Origin of the sequence: Streptococcus sp. 5346 (genome assembly GCF_013277455.1) — a bacterium.
Lineage (GTDB): Bacteria > Bacillota > Bacilli > Lactobacillales > Streptococcaceae > Streptococcus.
In genome coordinates this window covers 101968-118664 of sequence record NZ_VMMY01000007.1, presented here as the reverse complement: position 1 = coordinate 118664, position 16697 = coordinate 101968, and the positions used below count along the sequence as shown (strand labels likewise).

General features: G+C 39.5%; 14 protein-coding genes. 11 read left to right on the top strand and 3 right to left on the bottom strand.

Annotation, left to right across the window (positions count from 1 at the left end; genetic code table 11):
* The first annotated feature begins 108 nt into the window (after positions 1–108).
* Positions 109–3285 (top strand): carbamoyl-phosphate synthase large subunit, encoded by a 3177-nt coding sequence (gene carB, locus HT732_RS05405; protein WP_173254238.1) that lies wholly within the window; start codon positions 109–111, stop codon positions 3283–3285.
* Between the two features lie 70 nt (positions 3286–3355).
* Here the strand turns inward: carB and HT732_RS05400 are convergent, their stop codons facing one another.
* The 3 genes from HT732_RS05400 to tacF are packed head-to-tail and all read right to left on the bottom strand — an operon-like array spanning position 3356 to position 6467.
* Positions 3356–4165, bottom strand: a complete 810-nt coding sequence (locus HT732_RS05400) for a phosphorylcholine transferase LicD (protein ID WP_173254237.1) — start codon at positions 4163–4165, stop codon at positions 3356–3358.
* A 1-nt stretch (position 4166) separates the two neighbouring features.
* Positions 4167–4970 (bottom strand): phosphorylcholine transferase LicD, encoded by an 804-nt coding sequence (locus HT732_RS05395; RefSeq protein WP_173254236.1) that lies wholly within the window; start codon positions 4968–4970, stop codon positions 4167–4169.
* Between the two features lie 9 nt (positions 4971–4979).
* Entirely contained in the window at positions 4980–6467 is a 1488-nt protein-coding gene (gene tacF / locus HT732_RS05390; protein WP_173254235.1) for a type IV teichoic acid flippase TacF, read from the bottom strand.
* 440 nt (positions 6468–6907) lie between these two features.
* Between tacF and HT732_RS05385 the strand changes: the two genes are divergently transcribed.
* The 10 genes from HT732_RS05385 (at position 6908) to HT732_RS05340 (ending at position 16394) form a co-directional block, all read left to right on the top strand.
* A complete protein-coding gene (locus tag HT732_RS05385; RefSeq protein ID WP_173254234.1) occupies positions 6908–7615 on the top strand; it encodes a 2-C-methyl-D-erythritol 4-phosphate cytidylyltransferase in 708 nt (235 codons plus the stop codon).
* A gap of 4 nt (positions 7616–7619) precedes the next feature.
* Positions 7620–8642, top strand: coding sequence for a ribitol-5-phosphate dehydrogenase (locus HT732_RS05380; RefSeq protein WP_050253717.1), 1023 nt, complete (start codon positions 7620–7622; stop codon positions 8640–8642).
* Between the two features lie 16 nt (positions 8643–8658).
* A complete protein-coding gene (locus HT732_RS05375) occupies positions 8659–9528 on the top strand; it encodes a phosphotransferase (protein WP_173254233.1) in 870 nt (289 codons plus the stop codon).
* Positions 9518–10396 carry a DMT family transporter gene (locus HT732_RS05370; RefSeq protein ID WP_173254232.1) on the top strand — a complete coding sequence of 293 codons (879 nt, stop codon included), beginning with the start codon at positions 9518–9520 and terminating at the stop codon, positions 10394–10396. The genes HT732_RS05375 and HT732_RS05370 overlap by 11 nt, the downstream gene beginning before the upstream one ends.
* 11 nt (positions 10397–10407) lie before the next feature.
* Positions 10408–11097: a CTP--phosphocholine cytidylyltransferase gene (locus HT732_RS05365; protein ID WP_020902399.1), complete on the top strand. Its 690-nt coding sequence runs from the start codon at positions 10408–10410 to the stop codon at positions 11095–11097.
* 87 nt (positions 11098–11184) lie between these two features.
* On the top strand, positions 11185–12033 hold the full coding sequence (gene dprA, locus HT732_RS05360; RefSeq protein ID WP_173254231.1) for a DNA-processing protein DprA: 849 nt from the start codon (positions 11185–11187) through the stop codon (positions 12031–12033).
* A gap of 231 nt (positions 12034–12264) precedes the next feature.
* On the top strand, positions 12265–14352 hold the full coding sequence (gene topA, locus HT732_RS05355) for a type I DNA topoisomerase (RefSeq protein WP_173254230.1): 2088 nt from the start codon (positions 12265–12267) through the stop codon (positions 14350–14352).
* A gap of 257 nt (positions 14353–14609) precedes the next feature.
* Complete coding sequence (locus HT732_RS05350; protein ID WP_001223806.1) at positions 14610–14969, top strand: YbaN family protein; 360 nt, start codon at positions 14610–14612, stop codon at positions 14967–14969.
* Positions 14970–15061: 92 nt separating this feature from the next.
* On the top strand, positions 15062–15694 hold the full coding sequence (locus HT732_RS05345) for a copper homeostasis protein CutC (protein WP_173254229.1): 633 nt from the start codon (positions 15062–15064) through the stop codon (positions 15692–15694).
* Positions 15695–15737: 43 nt separating this feature from the next.
* Positions 15738–16394 carry an MmcQ/YjbR family DNA-binding protein gene (locus HT732_RS05340; protein ID WP_173254228.1) on the top strand — a complete coding sequence of 219 codons (657 nt, stop codon included), beginning with the start codon at positions 15738–15740 and terminating at the stop codon, positions 16392–16394.
* The last annotated feature ends 303 nt before the right edge of the window (positions 16395–16697 follow it).

The window sequence follows — 16697 nt, the reverse complement described above, 5'->3', positions numbered from 1 at the left end:
ATACGGGCTACGGACGGTGCTAAAAAGATAGTTATTCCTAGAACTGACAGTTCTTCGTCATAACTCCTATTTTAGCTTTGTCCGCTTGACGCCCTTAATATCTTATATATGCCTAAACGTACTGATATTCAAAAAATTATGGTGATTGGTTCTGGTCCGATTATTATTGGTCAGGCTGCTGAGTTTGACTATGCTGGGACCCAGGCTTGCTTGTCGTTGAAAGAGGAAGGTTATGAGGTTGTTTTGGTTAACTCAAACCCTGCAACTATCATGACGGACAAGGAGATTGCAGACAAGGTTTATATTGAACCGATTACACTTGAGTTTGTGACTCGTATTCTCCGTAAGGAACGTCCAGATGCCTTGCTACCAACACTCGGTGGGCAAACTGGTCTTAATATGGCCATGGAATTGTCTAAAAATGGTATCCTTGATGAGCTTGGTGTTGAGCTTCTGGGTACTAAATTATCTGCCATCGACCAAGCGGAGGACCGTGATCTCTTTAAACAATTGATGGAAGAGCTCAACCAACCCATTCCAGAATCTGAAATTGTAAATACAGTCGAAGAAGCTGTTGCCTTTGCAGCAACAATTGGCTACCCAGTCATCGTCCGTCCAGCCTTTACACTTGGTGGTACTGGTGGTGGTATGTGTGCTAATGAGGAAGAATTGCGTGAAATCGCTGAAAATGGATTGAAATTGTCACCTGTGACCCAATGTTTGATTGAGCGTTCAATCGCAGGTTTCAAGGAAATCGAATACGAAGTGATGCGTGACTCAGCCGACAATGCTTTGGTTGTTTGTAACATGGAAAATTTTGACCCAGTTGGGATTCACACAGGGGATTCCATCGTATTTGCCCCTGCCCAAACCATGTCAGATTATGAAAATCAAATGCTTCGTGACGCAAGCTTGAGCATCATTCGTGCCCTTAAGATTGAAGGGGGATGTAACGTTCAGCTGGCCCTTGACCCACACAGTTTTAAATACTATGTCATCGAAGTAAACCCTCGTGTATCGCGTTCGTCAGCCCTTGCTTCTAAGGCGACAGGTTACCCAATTGCCAAATTGGCTGCCAAGATTGCAGTAGGTTTGACTTTGGATGAGGTTATTAACCCAGTGACGGGTTCAACCTATGCCATGTTTGAGCCAGCTCTCGACTACGTGGTTGCCAAGATTCCACGTTTCCCATTTGACAAGTTTGAAAAAGGTGAGCGCCGTCTTGGGACACAGATGAAGGCCACTGGAGAAGTCATGGCTATCGGTCGTAACATTGAGGAATCTCTCCTTAAGGCCTGTCGCTCCCTTGAAATTGGGGTGCACCACAATGAAATGCCTGAACTTGCAGCAGTTTCTGATGATTCCTTGATTGAAAAAGTGGTCAAAGCCCAGGATGACCGTCTCTTCTACGTATCAGAAGCAATTCGTCGTGGCTACACACCAGAAGAAATTGCAGAGCTTACAAAAATCGATATCTTTTATCTTGATAAACTCTTGCATATCTTTGAAATTGAGCAAGAATTAGGTGCCCATCCACAAGATTTAGACGTTTTGAAAAATGCCAAACTCAATGGATTTTCAGACCGTAAGATTGCTGAACTATGGGAAACGACTGCAGACCAAGTTCGCCAGCTTCGTTTGGAAAACAAGATTGTCCCAGTCTATAAGATGGTCGATACTTGTGCGGCAGAGTTTGACTCTGAAACACCATATTTCTATTCAACCTATGGATGGGAAAATGAGTCTATCAAGTCTGATAAGGAATCCGTTCTAGTCCTAGGTTCAGGTCCAATCCGTATCGGTCAAGGGGTTGAGTTTGACTACGCAACTGTTCACTCGGTTAAGGCTATTCAGGCGGCTGGTTACGAAGCTATCATCATGAACTCAAACCCAGAGACTGTTTCAACAGACTTCTCTGTGTCTGACAAGCTCTACTTTGAACCATTGACTTTCGAAGATGTTATGAATGTTATTGATCTAGAGCAACCCAAAGGGGTTATCGTCCAGTTCGGTGGTCAAACAGCCATTAACCTTGCGGAGCCATTGGCAAAAGCAGGTGTGACCATCCTTGGTACACAGGTTGCTGACCTAGACCGTGCCGAAGACCGCGACCTCTTCGAGCAAGCTCTAAAAGATCTGGATATTCCACAACCACCAGGACAAACGGCTACAAATGAAGAAGAAGCAGTTCTTGCAGCTCGCAAGATTGGCTTCCCAGTCCTCGTTCGCCCATCTTATGTTTTAGGTGGACGTGCTATGGAAATTGTTGAAAACGAAGAGGACCTTCGCTCTTACATGCGTACCGCGGTTAAGGCTAGTCCAGACCATCCAGTCCTTGTAGACTCTTATATCGTTGGACAAGAGTGTGAAGTTGATGCCATTTCAGACGGAGAAAATGTTCTTATCCCTGGTATCATGGAGCATATCGAACGTGCTGGTGTCCACTCAGGTGACTCGATGGCCGTTTACCCACCACAAACCTTGTCGCAAAAGGTGCAAGAAACAATCGCAGACTATACGAAACGCCTAGCAATCGGTCTTAACTGCCTTGGAATGATGAACATCCAGTTTGTCATCAAGGATGAAAAAGTCTATGTTATTGAGGTCAATCCACGTGCCAGCCGTACGGTTCCATTTCTTTCTAAAGTGACCAATATCCCTATGGCTCAAGTAGCAACCAAGCTCATTCTTGGTCAAAAACTTGAAGAACTTGGCTACCAAGATGGACTTTACCCTGAAAGCACCCGAGTTCATATCAAGGCACCTGTCTTCTCCTTCACAAAACTAGCTAAGGTAGACAGCTTGCTTGGTCCTGAAATGAAGTCAACAGGTGAAGTTATGGGTTCTGATACGACTTTGGAAAAAGCTCTCTATAAGGCCTTTGAAGCTTCTTACCTCCACTTGCCAACTTTTGGAAATGTAGTCTTCACCATTGCTGATGATGCAAAAGAAGAAGCCTTGAACTTAGCTCGTCGTTTCCAAAATATTGGCTATGGAATCCTCGCGACAGAAGGGACAGCAGCCTTCTTTGCTAGTCATGGATTGCAAGCCCAACCTGTTGGTAAGATTGGTGATGACGATAAGGATATTCCAAGTTTTGTACGCAAAGGAAGAATTCAAGCTATCATTAACACAGTAGGAACAAAACGAACTGCAGACGAAGATGGAGAGCAGATTCGCCGTTCAGCTATTGAACACGGAGTGCCCCTCTTCACAGCCCTAGATACAGCTAACGCCATGCTTAAGGTACTTGAAAGCCGTAGTTTTGTTACAGAAGCGATTTAAATAACAAAAAAGAGAAGATCGTTACATCTTCTCTTTTTTGTTATATTTTTTCTTGTAAACTACTGCTTAATCAGCTTTTGCGATAAGCTTTAATACTGTGGCTATACCACTCTTGCATTTCCTTTGATGGTGGTGTCATATAATCCCCATACATCTGGGTTAAAAATTGATCATATTTTTTAGGGACGGGCAACATACGGCCCTCAAACTCAGTTAAGATGAGTTCTTTAAAGGTATCAACTGGGAAGATTTCTTTCATCCCTTCCTTACCGATCCCAACTCCTCCTTCATATTGAGGAGTGCTGGTTGCAGCATTTTTGATTAGCTGATCAATTTTCTTGTAAAAGTAACGGGGATTGACCACTCGGAGGGCGTACCAGCTACATAATCTAAGAAAATCTTTTAGTTTGCTATCACCGTGAACTGCGCGTGATTTTTTGATATAGGCTAGTTGACGAAGGGCCACATACTTATAGCTCTTGTCGACAATGCTCAGGTCTGTAAATCGATCAATTGGGAAGACATCGATGAAAAGGCTGGTATCATGACGCTTGTACTTAACATGGTCTTCGATAACAGTAGAAGTATCCAAAATCGATGCGAAATTATGGAAGTACCAAGAAGATGTATCGTAGGAAAGAACCTTGTAGCGAGGGTGATTTTCTGCTTCAATAATCTTCAGTAAACGCTCATAATCTTCACGATAGAGAGAAATATCAATATCATCATCCCAAGGAATCATACCTTTGTGGCGGATGGCTCCAAGCATGGTTCCATAACTGAGAAAATAAGGAATATCATGTTTCTTACAAGTCTCATCAATATAGTCTAGCAGGGCTAGTTGAATTTCTTTAATTTCTTCTTTTTCTAAATATTGCATTCTAATCCTCCAATTTGTAGGCATGAAATTCATGACTGTAGAAGCGTTTTTCTTCAGGTGGCAAGGTCATATAATCTCCATAAAATTGCGTCAAAATAGTATCAAATTTTTCAGGTGCAGGAAGGCTTAAATTCTCAAAGGGGAGATCAATTGTTTTATCGAAGGTACCACTTGGGAAGACTTCCTTCTCCTTAAATTTAGAAGGGATAAAAGCCATATACTGCCCATTTTCACGACTATATTTTTGAATTTCTTTCTTGATTTTATTTGCAAAATAACGAGGGGAAACAGGTCGCAGGAGTAACCAAAAGGCTGTACGTATCCAATCTTTTAAAAGGCTATCCTTATAGACAATATTTTTGTGTTTACTGAAAGACAGTAGTTTGAAGCTTTCCAGTTTGTAACAAGTATCAATGACCTTAGGATCATCAAAGCGATCCATAGGGAAAATGTCAATAAAGACACCAGACTCATAGGTTTTTGTATTCCGAGTATCAATAATTTTAGTTGTAGTGTCGGTTATTTTGATAAAGTTGTTAAAGTAGTTTTTATCCGTTTCTAAGGAAAGGAGCTTATACTTGCTTTTTTCCTTTTGAAAAATGTTTATAAATCGTTGGTAATCTTCTCGAGGCATTGACAAATCAATATCGTCGTCCCAAGGAATAAAGCCCTGATGTCGAACTGCCCCAATCAGAGTACCGTAGTTAATAATATAGTTGATATTGTGCTTTTTGCAGAGAGTATCAATATAATCCAAAATTTCTAATTCAATTTGTTTGGCATCTTCAATGGTTAGTTGTTTCATTCTAAACTCCTATGATTTTTTGAATTTATTTTTTAAGGCTAGGACATGGTTTAAAAATTCATAGAAAATGCTATCTTTGGTGAAGACGAGTAGACCAATATAAGAGATGGCTGATAGCAAGACAATCAAACCAGTATTCATCAAAAATGGTAAATTAATGACCATATCCACAGGATATACGAAATTAATCAGGAAATAGATTCCTACAAAGGAAAGTGAAAAGAGCGAGTATCGAATAGTATAGCTAAAGATATGTCCTAAGTGGATGAGCTGTTTTCTATGGATGAAAATGATATAGAAGACAAGTAGAGAGGCCTCTGATAGCATAGTTGTCAGTAAGTAGTATTCAGGAGTCACGATGTGGTTAAAAAAGAGGAGACTATTTAAGCCCAAATTGAGTAATCCTGCAAAGACTGTATAGACTGTGATACGTTTTTCATAGCCATTTGTAAAGAGAATTTGGGAACCAAGAATGGTATCTAAGGCCAGGATAATCGTACGAAAAGCGAAGAGAGAGGTTAAGATACCACCTCCGATATATTTTTCACTACCGTAAAGTAGGATGGCATTTGGTCCTAAAACCATGAGTCCAAAACTGAGTGGGATGATAAAGAAGTTAAAGATACGACTTCCTCTGTTAACAAGTGCGACATAAGCTTCCTTATCGCCTTTTCCTAGATAGTAACTGAGACGAGGCACACTCACTCCGATAGCTCCTGTTACAACACCAGCAATAACGGTCACAATTCGTTGAGCCATGGTATAGTAACTAACGTTGACATCAATCCCTGTTTTAACGAGGAAGAGACGATCCAAAAAAGTGAAGAGCATATTGGCATTAGCAAAGACCAACATGGCTGTCAGAGGGAGAAAGAGCGGTTTAAAATCACTTATGTGGATTTTAACAAGTTTGATCTCTCTTTTGATCCAAAAATAACTAATCAGATAGTTAATCAGTGTCGATAAACTCATCACAAGTGTATAGACAACAATATCGTGTTCATTTTTAACAAAAAGGAAAATAGAGACCAACATCAGGATACGGATGAATGCAGTCTTGTAAAAGAGAAAACTGTAATTTTCCAGAGCTTCATTGACCCACTCGATTGAAAAAATCTGGGCAATGAGTTGAATCCCCATAACAAGGTAGACTTTTTTGACGATTGGATTATCTGTAAAGAAGAGAGGATAGGATAGGATATAGACAGCGGTGGTCAAAATCGTACAAGCTATGCACAAATAAAAAAGACTAGAGAAGGTTCTATTCAGATCTTTTTTGTTATCCTTGACATTACTGATGGCCCGTAAACCGTAGTTATAGACTCCATAAGTTGCAAAGGGTAAGAAAAATGACAAAATTGTGTCGACTGAGTTGAAGTAACCATAGTCAGTTCGGTCCAAGACACGCGCGACGTAGGTACCAGTTAAGATGGGAAAAATAATATTCAAGACACGAATTCCCATGTAAGATAGAGCATTTAATTTTATACTTTTCATTCAATTTACCTCGTTTTTCATTATATCATAAAGTCAGCTAATAAGAAATGAAGGGCAGTAATACTCTTCAAAAACCAAATTCAAACCACGTCAGCGTCGCCTTACCGTACTCAAGTACAGCTTACGGCTAGCTTCCTAGTTTGCTTTTTGATTTTCATTGAGTATAAGTCAAGTAATCACTTTGAAGTTTCAAAGCTTAATTTTAAGTTTTCTTTAAGGAAAGTATATTATTCTGAAGAACTCTAAAATTTCACAGCCATTTATTGGTAATGACTACAGAATTCCTAGTCATTACTAGAAATGGCCTAGTTTCTTTGAATAATAGAACTGCTTAATCCTCCTATTCTAGAACGGGATGACTAGTATTTCTTTTATGATAGGACTAGATTGTGGTATAATAGAGAGAATAAGTTTTTTTAGTAAGACAAAGGAGAAAATAGATGATTTATGCAGGAATTCTTGCTGGTGGAACTGGCACACGCATGGGAATCAGTAACTTGCCAAAACAATTTTTAGAGCTAGGTGATCGACCTATCTTGATTCATACAATTGAAAAATTTGTCTTGGAACCAAGCATTGAAAAAATTGTAGTTGGGGTTCATGGAGACTGGGTTTCTCATGCAGAAGATCTTGTAGATAAATATCTGCCTCTTCATAAGGAACGTATCATCATTACAAAGGGTGGTGCTGACCGCAATACAAGTATTGAGAAAATCATTGAAGCCATTGATGCTTATCGTCCGCTTAGTCCAGAGGATATCGTTGTTACCCACGATTCTGTTCGTCCATTTATTACACTTCGCATGATTCAAGACAATATCCAACTTGCCCAAAATCATGACGCAGTGGACACAGTGGTAGAAGCGGTTGATACTATCGTTGAAAGTACCAATGGTCAATTCATTACAGATATTCCAAATCGTGCTCACCTTTATCAAGGACAAACACCTCAAACATTCCGTTGCAAGGATTTCCTGGACCTTTATGGCTCTCTCTCTGTTGAAGAGAAGGAAATCTTGACAGATGCATGTAAAATCTTTGTGATCAAAGGAAAAGATGTGGCCTTGGCCAAGGGTGAATATTCAAATCTAAAAATTACAACCGTAACAGATTTGAAGATTGCAAAAAGTATGATTGAGAAAGACTAGTGATATGATTAATCAAATTTATCAACTAACTAAGCCTAAGTTTATCAATGTCAAATATCAGGAAGAGGCTATTGACCAAGAAAATCATATCCTTATCCGTCCCAACTACATGGCTGTCTGTCATGCGGATCAGCGTTATTATCAAGGAAAACGTGATCCAAAGATTTTGAATAAAAAACTTCCAATGGCAATGATTCATGAGTCATGTGGAACCGTTATTTCTGACCCGACAGGAACCTATGAGGTTGGGCAAAAAGTTGTCATGATTCCCAATCATCCTCCTATGCAGAGCAATGAAGAATTCTATGAGAACTACATGACAGGGACTCATTTCTTGTCTAGTGGATTTGATGGCTTTATGAGAGAGTTTGTTTCTCTCCCTAAAGACCGCGTGGTGGCTTATGATGCTATTGAAGACACGGTTGCAGCCATTACAGAGTTTGTCAGTGTCGGTATGCATGCCATGAATCGCTTATTGACCCTTGCTCATAGCAAGCGGGACCGAATCGCCGTTATCGGAGATGGAAGTTTAGCTTTTGTGGTTGCCAATATTATCAACTATACTTTGCCAGAAGCAGAGATTGTGGTTATTGGTCGTCATTGGGAAAAATTGGAACTTTTCTCTTTTGCCAAAGAATGCTATATTACTGATAATATTCCTGAAGATTTGGCCTTTGACCATGCTTTTGAGTGTTGTGGTGGTAATGGTACTGGACCGGCTATAAATGACCTGATTCGCTACATTCGTCCTCAGGGAACGATTCTCATGATGGGCGTTAGCGAGTATAAAGTCAATCTCAATACACGCGATGCCTTAGAAAAAGGCTTGCTCTTGGTTGGATCTTCTCGTTCTGGTCGCATTGATTTTGAAAATGCAATCCAAATGATGGAAGTCAAGAAATTTGCCAATCGTCTTAAAAATATCCTTTATCTAGAAGAACCTGTAAGAGAAATTAAAGATATTCACCGTGTCTTTGCAACCGATTTAAACACAGCCTTTAAAACTGTGTTTAAGTGGGAAGTATAAGTGCTGGAGGTTAATTGTGGAGAAAATCATTAAAGAAAAAATTTCTTCCCTACTTAGTCAAGAAGAGGAAGTCCTCAGTGTTGAACAACTGGGAGGTATGACCAATCAAAACTATTTGGTCAAAACAACAAATAAGCAGTACATCGTTAAGTTCTTTGGTAAAGGGACAGAAAAACTGATCAATCGTCAAGATGAAAAGTATAATCTTGAACTACTTAAAGATTTAGACCTAGATGTAAAAAATTATCTTTTTGATATTGAAGCTGGTATCAAAGTAAATGAGTATATCGAATCTGCGATTACGCTTGATTCAAGGTCAATCAAGAGCAAATTTGATAAAATTGCTCCAATATTACAAACCATTCATGCTTCTGGTAAGGAATTAAGGGGAGAATTTGCTCCTTTTGAAGAAATCAAAAAATACGAATCCTTAATTGAGGAAAAAATCCCTTATGCCAACTATGAAGCTGTTCGAGAAGAAGTCTTCTCCTTAGAGAAAAGACTGGCTGACTTAGGTGTTGACAGAAAATCTTGTCATATCGATTTGGTGCCTGAAAACTTTATCGAATCACCTCAAGGACGACTTTATCTGATTGACTGGGAATATTCATCAATGAACGATCCAATGTGGGATTTGGCTGCTCTCTTTTTAGAGTCTGAATTCACTCGTCAAGAGGAAGAAGCCTTCTTATCTCACTATGAGAGTGAGCAAACACCTGTCTCTCGTGAAAAGATTGTCATTTATAAAATTTTACAAGATGCTATTTGGAGTCTATGGACAGTCTACAAAGAAGAGCAAGGTGCAGATTTTGGTGACTATGGTGTGAGTCGTTACCAAAGAGCTATTAAAGGTTTGTCATATTATGGAGGTTCAGATGAAAAATAAAAATGGAGTTTCTTTTGGTCTACTCTCAGGTATTTTCTGGGGTTTAGGTCTAACGATTAGTGCTTATATCTTTTCGATTTTTACAGATTTGTCGCCCTTTGTGGTGGCCGCTGCTCACGATTTCTTGAGTATCTTTATCTTACTAGCTTTTCTCTTGGTAAAAGAAGGAAAAGTTCGTCTCTCTATTTTCTTAAATATTCGCAATGTGAGTGTTATCATCGGAGCCTTGCTAGCAGGCCCTATCGGTATGCAGGCCAATCTTTATGCGGTTAAGTATATCGGAAGTTCCTTAGCTTCATCAGTATCGGCTATTTATCCTGCGATTTCAGTTTTATTGGCTTTCTTCTTTTTGAAGCACAAGATTTCAAAAAATACTGTATTTGGTATTGTCTTGATTATTGCAGGAATTATTGCTCAGACCTATAAGGTTGAACAGGTTAATTCCTTCTACATTGGGATTCTCTGTGCTTTGATTTGTGCCATTGCATGGGGGAGTGAGAGTGTTCTTAGCTCTTTTGCCATGGAAAGTGAATTGAGTGAAATCGAAGCTCTCTTAATCCGTCAAGTAACTTCATTCTTGTCCTATCTTGTGATTGTGCTCTTCTCTCATCAGTCATTTGCAGAAGTGGCCAATGGACAATTGCTAGGTCTTATGATTGTCTTTGCAGCCTTTGATATGATTTCCTATTTGGCTTATTATATCGCTATCAATCGCTTGCAACCAGCCAAGGCTACAGGCTTGAACGTGAGCTATGTAGTATGGACTGTCTTGTTTGCAGTTGTTTTCTTGGGTGCACCACTAGATATGCTGACAATTATTACGTCACTAGTCGTCATTGCTGGAGTTTATATTATTATTAAAGAATAAAGGAGATTTGTGTGAAAGCCATTATCTTAGCAGCGGGGTTGGGAACTCGCTTGCGTCCTATGACTGAAAATACCCCTAAAGCCTTGGTTCAGGTTAATCAAAAACCCTTGATTGAATACCAAATTGAATTTCTCAAAGAAAAAGGAATCCATGATATCATCATCATCGTTGGTTACCTTAAAGAACAATTCGATTACTTAAAAGAAAAATATGGTGTTCGCCTCGTTTTCAATGATAAATACGCTGACTACAATAACTTTTACTCTCTCTATCTTGTAAAAGAAGAATTGGCCAACAGTTATGTTATTGATGCCGATAATTATCTCTTTAAAAATATGTTTCGCAATGATTTGACACGTTCGACTTATTTTAGTGTTTATCGTGAAGATTGTACCAACGAATGGTTCTTGGTCTATGGAGATGACTACAAGGTTCAAGACATTATTGTTGATAGCAAGGCTGGTCGTATCCTTAGTGGTGTATCCTTCTGGGATGCTCCAACTGCAGAAAAGATTGTCAGCTTTATCGACAAGGCTTATGCAAGTGGTGAATTTGTTGATCTCTACTGGGACAATATGGTTAAGGACAATATCAAAGAGTTAGATGTCTATGTTGAAGAATTAGAAGGTAATAGCATCTATGAGATCGATAGTGTCCAAGACTATCATAAATTAGAAGAAATTCTTAAAAACGAAAATTAAAGATTCCAACATCTGGCTAAAATAGTCGGATGTTTTTTGATTTTTTTACGAATAAATAGATGACTAGAAAAAGAAATGGAGTTATTTATGAAAATCACAAACTATGAAATCTATAAATTGAAAAAATCAGGTTTGACCAATCAACAGATTTTGAATGTCCTAGAATACGGTGAAAATGTCGATCAGGAGCTTTTGTTGGGTGATATTGCAGATATATCAGGTTGCCGAAATCCAGCCGTTTTTATGGAACGTTATTTTCAGATAGACGATGCGCATTTGGAGAAAGAGTTTCAAAAATTTCCATCTTTCTCTATTTTAGACGACTGTTACCCTTGGGATTTGAGTGAAATTTATGATGCACCTGTGCTTTTATTTTACAAGGGAAATCTGGACCTCTTGAAATTTCCAAAGGTAGCAGTCGTGGGCAGTCGTGCTTGTAGCAAACAGGGAACGAAGTCAGTTGAAAAAGTTATTCAAGGTTTGGAAAATGAACTGGTTATCGTCAGTGGATTAGCCAAGGGGATCGACACAGCAGCTCATATGGCAGCTCTTCAGAATGGTGGCAAAACCATTGCAGTGATTGGAACAGGACTGGATGTGTTTTATCCTAAAGCCAATAAACGCTTGCAAGACTACATCGGAAATGACCATCTGGTTCTCAGTGAACATGGACCTGGTGAACAACCTCTGAAATTTCATTTTCCTGCCCGTAATCGCATCATCGCTGGACTTTGTCGTGGCGTGATTGTAGCAGAGGCCAAGATGCGCTCAGGCAGTCTCATTACCTGTGAGAGAGCAATGGAAGAAGGACGCGATGTCTTTGCTATTCCTGGTAGCATTTTAGATGGACTATCAGGCGGTTGCCATCATTTGATTCAGGAAGGGGCAAAATTGGTTACAAGTGGGAAGGATGTTCTTGCGGAATTTGAATTTTAATACTCTTCGAAAATCTCTTCAAACCACGTCAGCATCCATATGCAACCTCAAAACAGTGTTTTGAGCAACCTGCGGCTAGCTTCCTAGTTTGCTCTTTGATTTTCATTGAGTATAAGAAGAAAGTCCGCTTACTAGACAAACTTTTCTTCTATTATAGTAGCTAAGTCTTGACAGGGTTCAAAAAATGGTTTACACTTTATAAAGTTTATTACTTTGAAAAGGTGTGATACTGTGGCTACGGCAACAAAAAAGAAAAAATCAACAGTTAAAAAAAATCTAGTCATCGTGGAGTCGCCTGCTAAGGCCAAGACGATTGAAAAATATCTAGGCAGAAACTACAAGGTTTTAGCCAGTGTCGGGCATATCCGTGATTTGAAGAAATCCAGTATGTCCGTCGATATTGAAAATAATTATGAACCGCAATATATCAATATCCGAGGAAAAGGACCTCTTATTAATGACTTGAAAAAAGAAGCTAAAAAAGCTAATAAAGTCTTTCTGGCGAGTGACCCGGACCGTGAAGGAGAAGCGATTTCTTGGCATTTGGCCCATATTCTCAACTTAGATGAAAATGATGCCATCCGTGTGGTCTTCAATGAAATCACCAAGGATGCGGTCAAAAATGCTTTTAAAGAACCTCGTAAGATTGATATGGACTTGGTCGATGCCCAACAGGCTCGTCGTGTCCTAGACCGTTTGGTAGGGTATTCGATTTCGCCTATTTTGTGGAAGAAAGTTAAGAAGGGCTTGTCAGCAGGTCGTGTCCAGTCCATTGCGCTTAAACTCATCATTGACCGTGAGAATGAAATCAATGCTTTCCAGCCAGAAGAATACTGGACAATTGATGCTGTCTTTAAAAAGGGAACCAAGCAATTTCAGGCTTCCTTCTATGGAGTGGATGGTAAAAAGCTGAAACTGACTAGCAATGATGAGGTCAAGGAAGTCTTGTCTCGTCTGACTAATAAAGACTTTTCAGTGGATCAGGTGGATAAGAAAGAGCGCAAACGCAATGCTCCTTTACCCTATACCACTTCATCTATGCAGATGGATGCGGCTAATAAAATCAATTTCCGTACTCGAAAAACCATGATGGTTGCCCAACAGCTCTATGAAGGAATTAATATCGGTTCTGGTGTTCAAGGTTTGATTACCTATATGCGTACCGATTCGACTCGTATTAGTCCTGTTGCGCAAAATGAAGCAGCAAGTTTCATTACGGACCGTTTTGGTAGCAAGTATTCTAAGCATGGTAGCAAGGTCAAAAATGCTTCAGGAGCTCAGGATGCCCACGAGGCTATTCGTCCGTCTAGTGTCTTTAATACACCTGAAAGTATTGCTAAGTATCTGGACAAGGATCAGCTCAAGCTTTATACCCTTATCTGGAATCGTTTTGTAGCGAGTCAGATGACAGCTGCTGTCTTTGATACTATGGCTGTTAAATTGTCTCAAAATGGGGTTCAATTTGCTGCTAATGGTAGTCAGGTTAAGTTTGATGGTTATCTTGCCATTTACAATGATTCTGACAAGAATAAGATGTTACCAGATATGGCTGTTGGAGATGTGGTCAAACAGGTTAATAGCAAACCAGAGCAACATTTCACTCAACCGCCTGCTCGCTATTCTGAAGCGACACTGATCAAGACCTTGGAGGAAAATGGGGTTGGACGTCCATCAACCTACGCACCAACTATTGAAACCATTCAGAAACGTTATTATGTTCGCCTTGCAGCCAAACGCTTTGAACCAACTGAGTTGGGAGAAATTGTTAATAAGCTTATCGTTGAATATTTCCCAGATATCGTAAACGTGACCTTCACAGCTGAAATGGAAGGCAAGCTGGATGATGTCGAAGTCGGAAAAGAGCAGTGGCAACGTGTCATTGATGCCTTTTACAAACCTTTCTCTAAAGAGGTTGCCAAGGCTGAAGAAGAAATGGAAAAAATCCAAATCAAGGATGAACCAGCTGGATTTGACTGTGAAGTGTGTGGCAGTCCAATGGTCATTAAACTTGGTCGTTTTGGTAAGTTCTACGCTTGTAGCAATTTCCCAGATTGTCGCCATACCCAAGCAATTGTGAAAGAGATTGGTGTTGAGTGTCCAAGTTGTCATCAAGGACAAATCATTGAACGTAAAACAAAACGTAACCGCCTCTTCTATGGTTGTAATCGCTATCCAGAATGTGAATTTACCTCTTGGGACAAGCCTGTTGGTCGTGAGTGTCCAAAATGTGGCAACTTCCTCGTGGAGAAAAAAGTCCGTGGTGGTGGTAAGCAGGTTGTTTGTAGCAAGGGTGATTACGAAGAAGAAAAGATTAAATAAGAGGAGGAGCCCGAAAGTAAATTTCAGGCTCCTTTTGGTTAGAACTTGACAAAATTCATCATTTTATGCGAAACTAGAAGAAGATTATTTTATACTCAATGAAAATCAAAGAGCAAACTAGGAGACTAACCGCAGGTTGCTCAAAGCACTGCTTTGAGGTTGCAGATAAGACCGACGAAGTCAGGAACCATACCTACGTCAAGGCGACGTTGACGCGGTTTGAAGAGATTTTCGAAGAGTATTAACTAGGAGAAGTTATGCGTATTGTTTATCTAATTATTGGTTTTTTATCGCTGGCCTTGGCTATTGTTGGGGTTGTCTTGCCCTTGTTGCCCACAACTCCCTTTCTTTTGTTGTCTATTGCTTGTTTCTCTAGAAGTTCCAAGCGTTTCGAAGACTGGCTTTATCATACCAAGCTCTATCAAGCATATGTAGCTGATTTTCGCGAGACTAAGTCTATTGCGCGTGAACGAAAGAAAAAAATCATCGTATCTATCTACATCTTGATGGGAATTTCCATTTATTTTGCCCCTCTCTTACCAGTCAAAATCGGTTTGGGTGCTTTGACCATCTTTATCACTTATTATCTCTTCAAGGTCATTCCAGACAAAGAATAGTTAAAATAATAGTTATTTTCCTTGATATAAATGAAAGTATATTCACAACAATATGATATAATAAATTTAAAGTAATAATCAAGGAGAATCAAATGATTTACGAATTTTGTGCTGAAAATGTGACCTTGCTTGAAAAAGCGATGCAGGCTGGAGCTCGTCGAATCGAACTCTGTGATAATCTTGCAGTTGGTGGGACAACCCCCAGCTATGGAGTGACCAAGGCAGCGGTTGAATTGGCAGCTAACTACGATACGATCATCATGACCATGATTCGTCCACGTGGTGGCGACTTTGTCTATAATGATATGGAAATTGCAATCATGCTAGAAGACATTCGTTTGACTGCTCAGGCTGGAAGTCAAGGGGTTGTTTTTGGGGCTTTAACTGCTGATAAGAAGTTGGATAAGCCTAATCTTGAAAAGTTAATTACTGCATCAAAAGGAATGGAAATTGTCTTCCATATGGCCTTTGATGAATTGAGTGATGATGATCAACTAGAAGCTATTGACTGGCTTAGTCAAGCTGGAGTCACTCGTATCCTAACTCGTGCTGGTGTGTCTGGAGACTCGCTAGAGAAACGCTTTACTCACTATCACAGAATTTTGGAACATGCTAAAGGTAAAATTGAAATTCTACCAGGTGGAGGGATTGAACTTGACAACCGTCAAACCTTTATCGACCAGCTGGGTGTAACACAATTGCATGGTACTAAGGTTGTCTTTTAAAAAATAGAAAGGAACTGCTAGCTTTGGGTAGCAGTTTTCACTTATGTTTGAAATTTTTAAATCCTATCAGTTTAATCAAGAAAAGGCTCATGCTTTTGGTTTTGTAGAAAATAGTGGAGTCTGGACCTATAGTTACCAGATTTTGCAAGGTGACTTTGTCATGATTGTATCTATTACTGTTGATAATGTGAGCTTTCAAGTTTTTGACCAGGAGACTGGTGATCTCTATCCTCAAGTCCATATGGAAAGTTTTAAAGGAAGTTTTGTTGCAAGTGTACGTGAGGCTTGTCTGGAGATTCTTTACCAGATTCGGAAGGCTTGTTTTGATGTGCAAGATTTTATCTGTCCTCAGACTAAGCGAATCCTGACTCAAGTTCAGGAACAATATGGTAATCAGCTGGAGTATTTGTGGGAAAAATCACCTGATACGGCAGTCTTAAGACATGAAGGCAATAAAAAGTGGTATGCCGTCTTGATGAAAATCTCTTGGGATAAGTTGGAAAAGGGAAGAGAAGGTCAAGTGGAAGCACTCAATCTCAAACATGACCAAGTAGCTGATTTGCTTTCAAAAGAGGGCATTTATCCAGCTTTTCATATGAATAAACGCTACTGGATTAGTGTGGCGCTTGATGATACTTTATCAGATGAAGAAGTACTGGAATTGATAGAAAGAAGCTGGAATTTAACTATTAAAAAATGAAACATTTCAAGAATTTTCAATTAGCAAAATATTCTCTACTGAAGAAATTTTCAGAAAATATTGGATTTTTTCTTGACAAGTGCTTTTGCCTATGCTAAAATACTAAACAAGATATCAAACGAAGGAGAAAGTCAAACATGAAAACAGCTAAGTTTAATCAATTTGCTTTGTTGTTGAGGTACTCGGGCTAGTGCAAAAAGCATTAGTCCTGTTTGGCTTACCAAGCGGGAGTAAATCAACATCTCGCTTGGATCTCTAAGCGAGATGTTTTTTTAAAACCATATTTGGAAAAGGGGAAATCTT

What these genes read in the sequence shown, in the direction of transcription:
- carB (WP_173254238.1), top strand. Translation starts at nt 109, where the DNA reads ATGCCTAAACGTACTGATATTCAAAAAATTATGGTGATTGGTTCTGGT.
- HT732_RS05400 (WP_173254237.1), bottom strand. Translation starts at nt 4,165, where the DNA reads ATGCAATATTTAGAAAAAGAAGAAATTAAAGAAATTCAACTAGCCCTG.
- HT732_RS05395 (WP_173254236.1), bottom strand. Translation starts at nt 4,970, where the DNA reads ATGAAACAACTAACCATTGAAGATGCCAAACAAATTGAATTAGAAATT.
- tacF (WP_173254235.1), bottom strand. Translation starts at nt 6,467, where the DNA reads ATGAAAAGTATAAAATTAAATGCTCTATCTTACATGGGAATTCGTGTC.
- HT732_RS05385 (WP_173254234.1), top strand. Translation starts at nt 6,908, where the DNA reads ATGATTTATGCAGGAATTCTTGCTGGTGGAACTGGCACACGCATGGGA.
- HT732_RS05380 (WP_050253717.1), top strand. Translation starts at nt 7,620, where the DNA reads ATGATTAATCAAATTTATCAACTAACTAAGCCTAAGTTTATCAATGTC.
- HT732_RS05370 (WP_173254232.1), top strand. Translation starts at nt 9,518, where the DNA reads ATGAAAAATAAAAATGGAGTTTCTTTTGGTCTACTCTCAGGTATTTTC.
- dprA (WP_173254231.1), top strand. Translation starts at nt 11,185, where the DNA reads ATGAAAATCACAAACTATGAAATCTATAAATTGAAAAAATCAGGTTTG.
- HT732_RS05350 (WP_001223806.1), top strand. Translation starts at nt 14,610, where the DNA reads ATGCGTATTGTTTATCTAATTATTGGTTTTTTATCGCTGGCCTTGGCT.
- HT732_RS05345 (WP_173254229.1), top strand. Translation starts at nt 15,062, where the DNA reads ATGATTTACGAATTTTGTGCTGAAAATGTGACCTTGCTTGAAAAAGCG.
- HT732_RS05340 (WP_173254228.1), top strand. Translation starts at nt 15,738, where the DNA reads ATGTTTGAAATTTTTAAATCCTATCAGTTTAATCAAGAAAAGGCTCAT.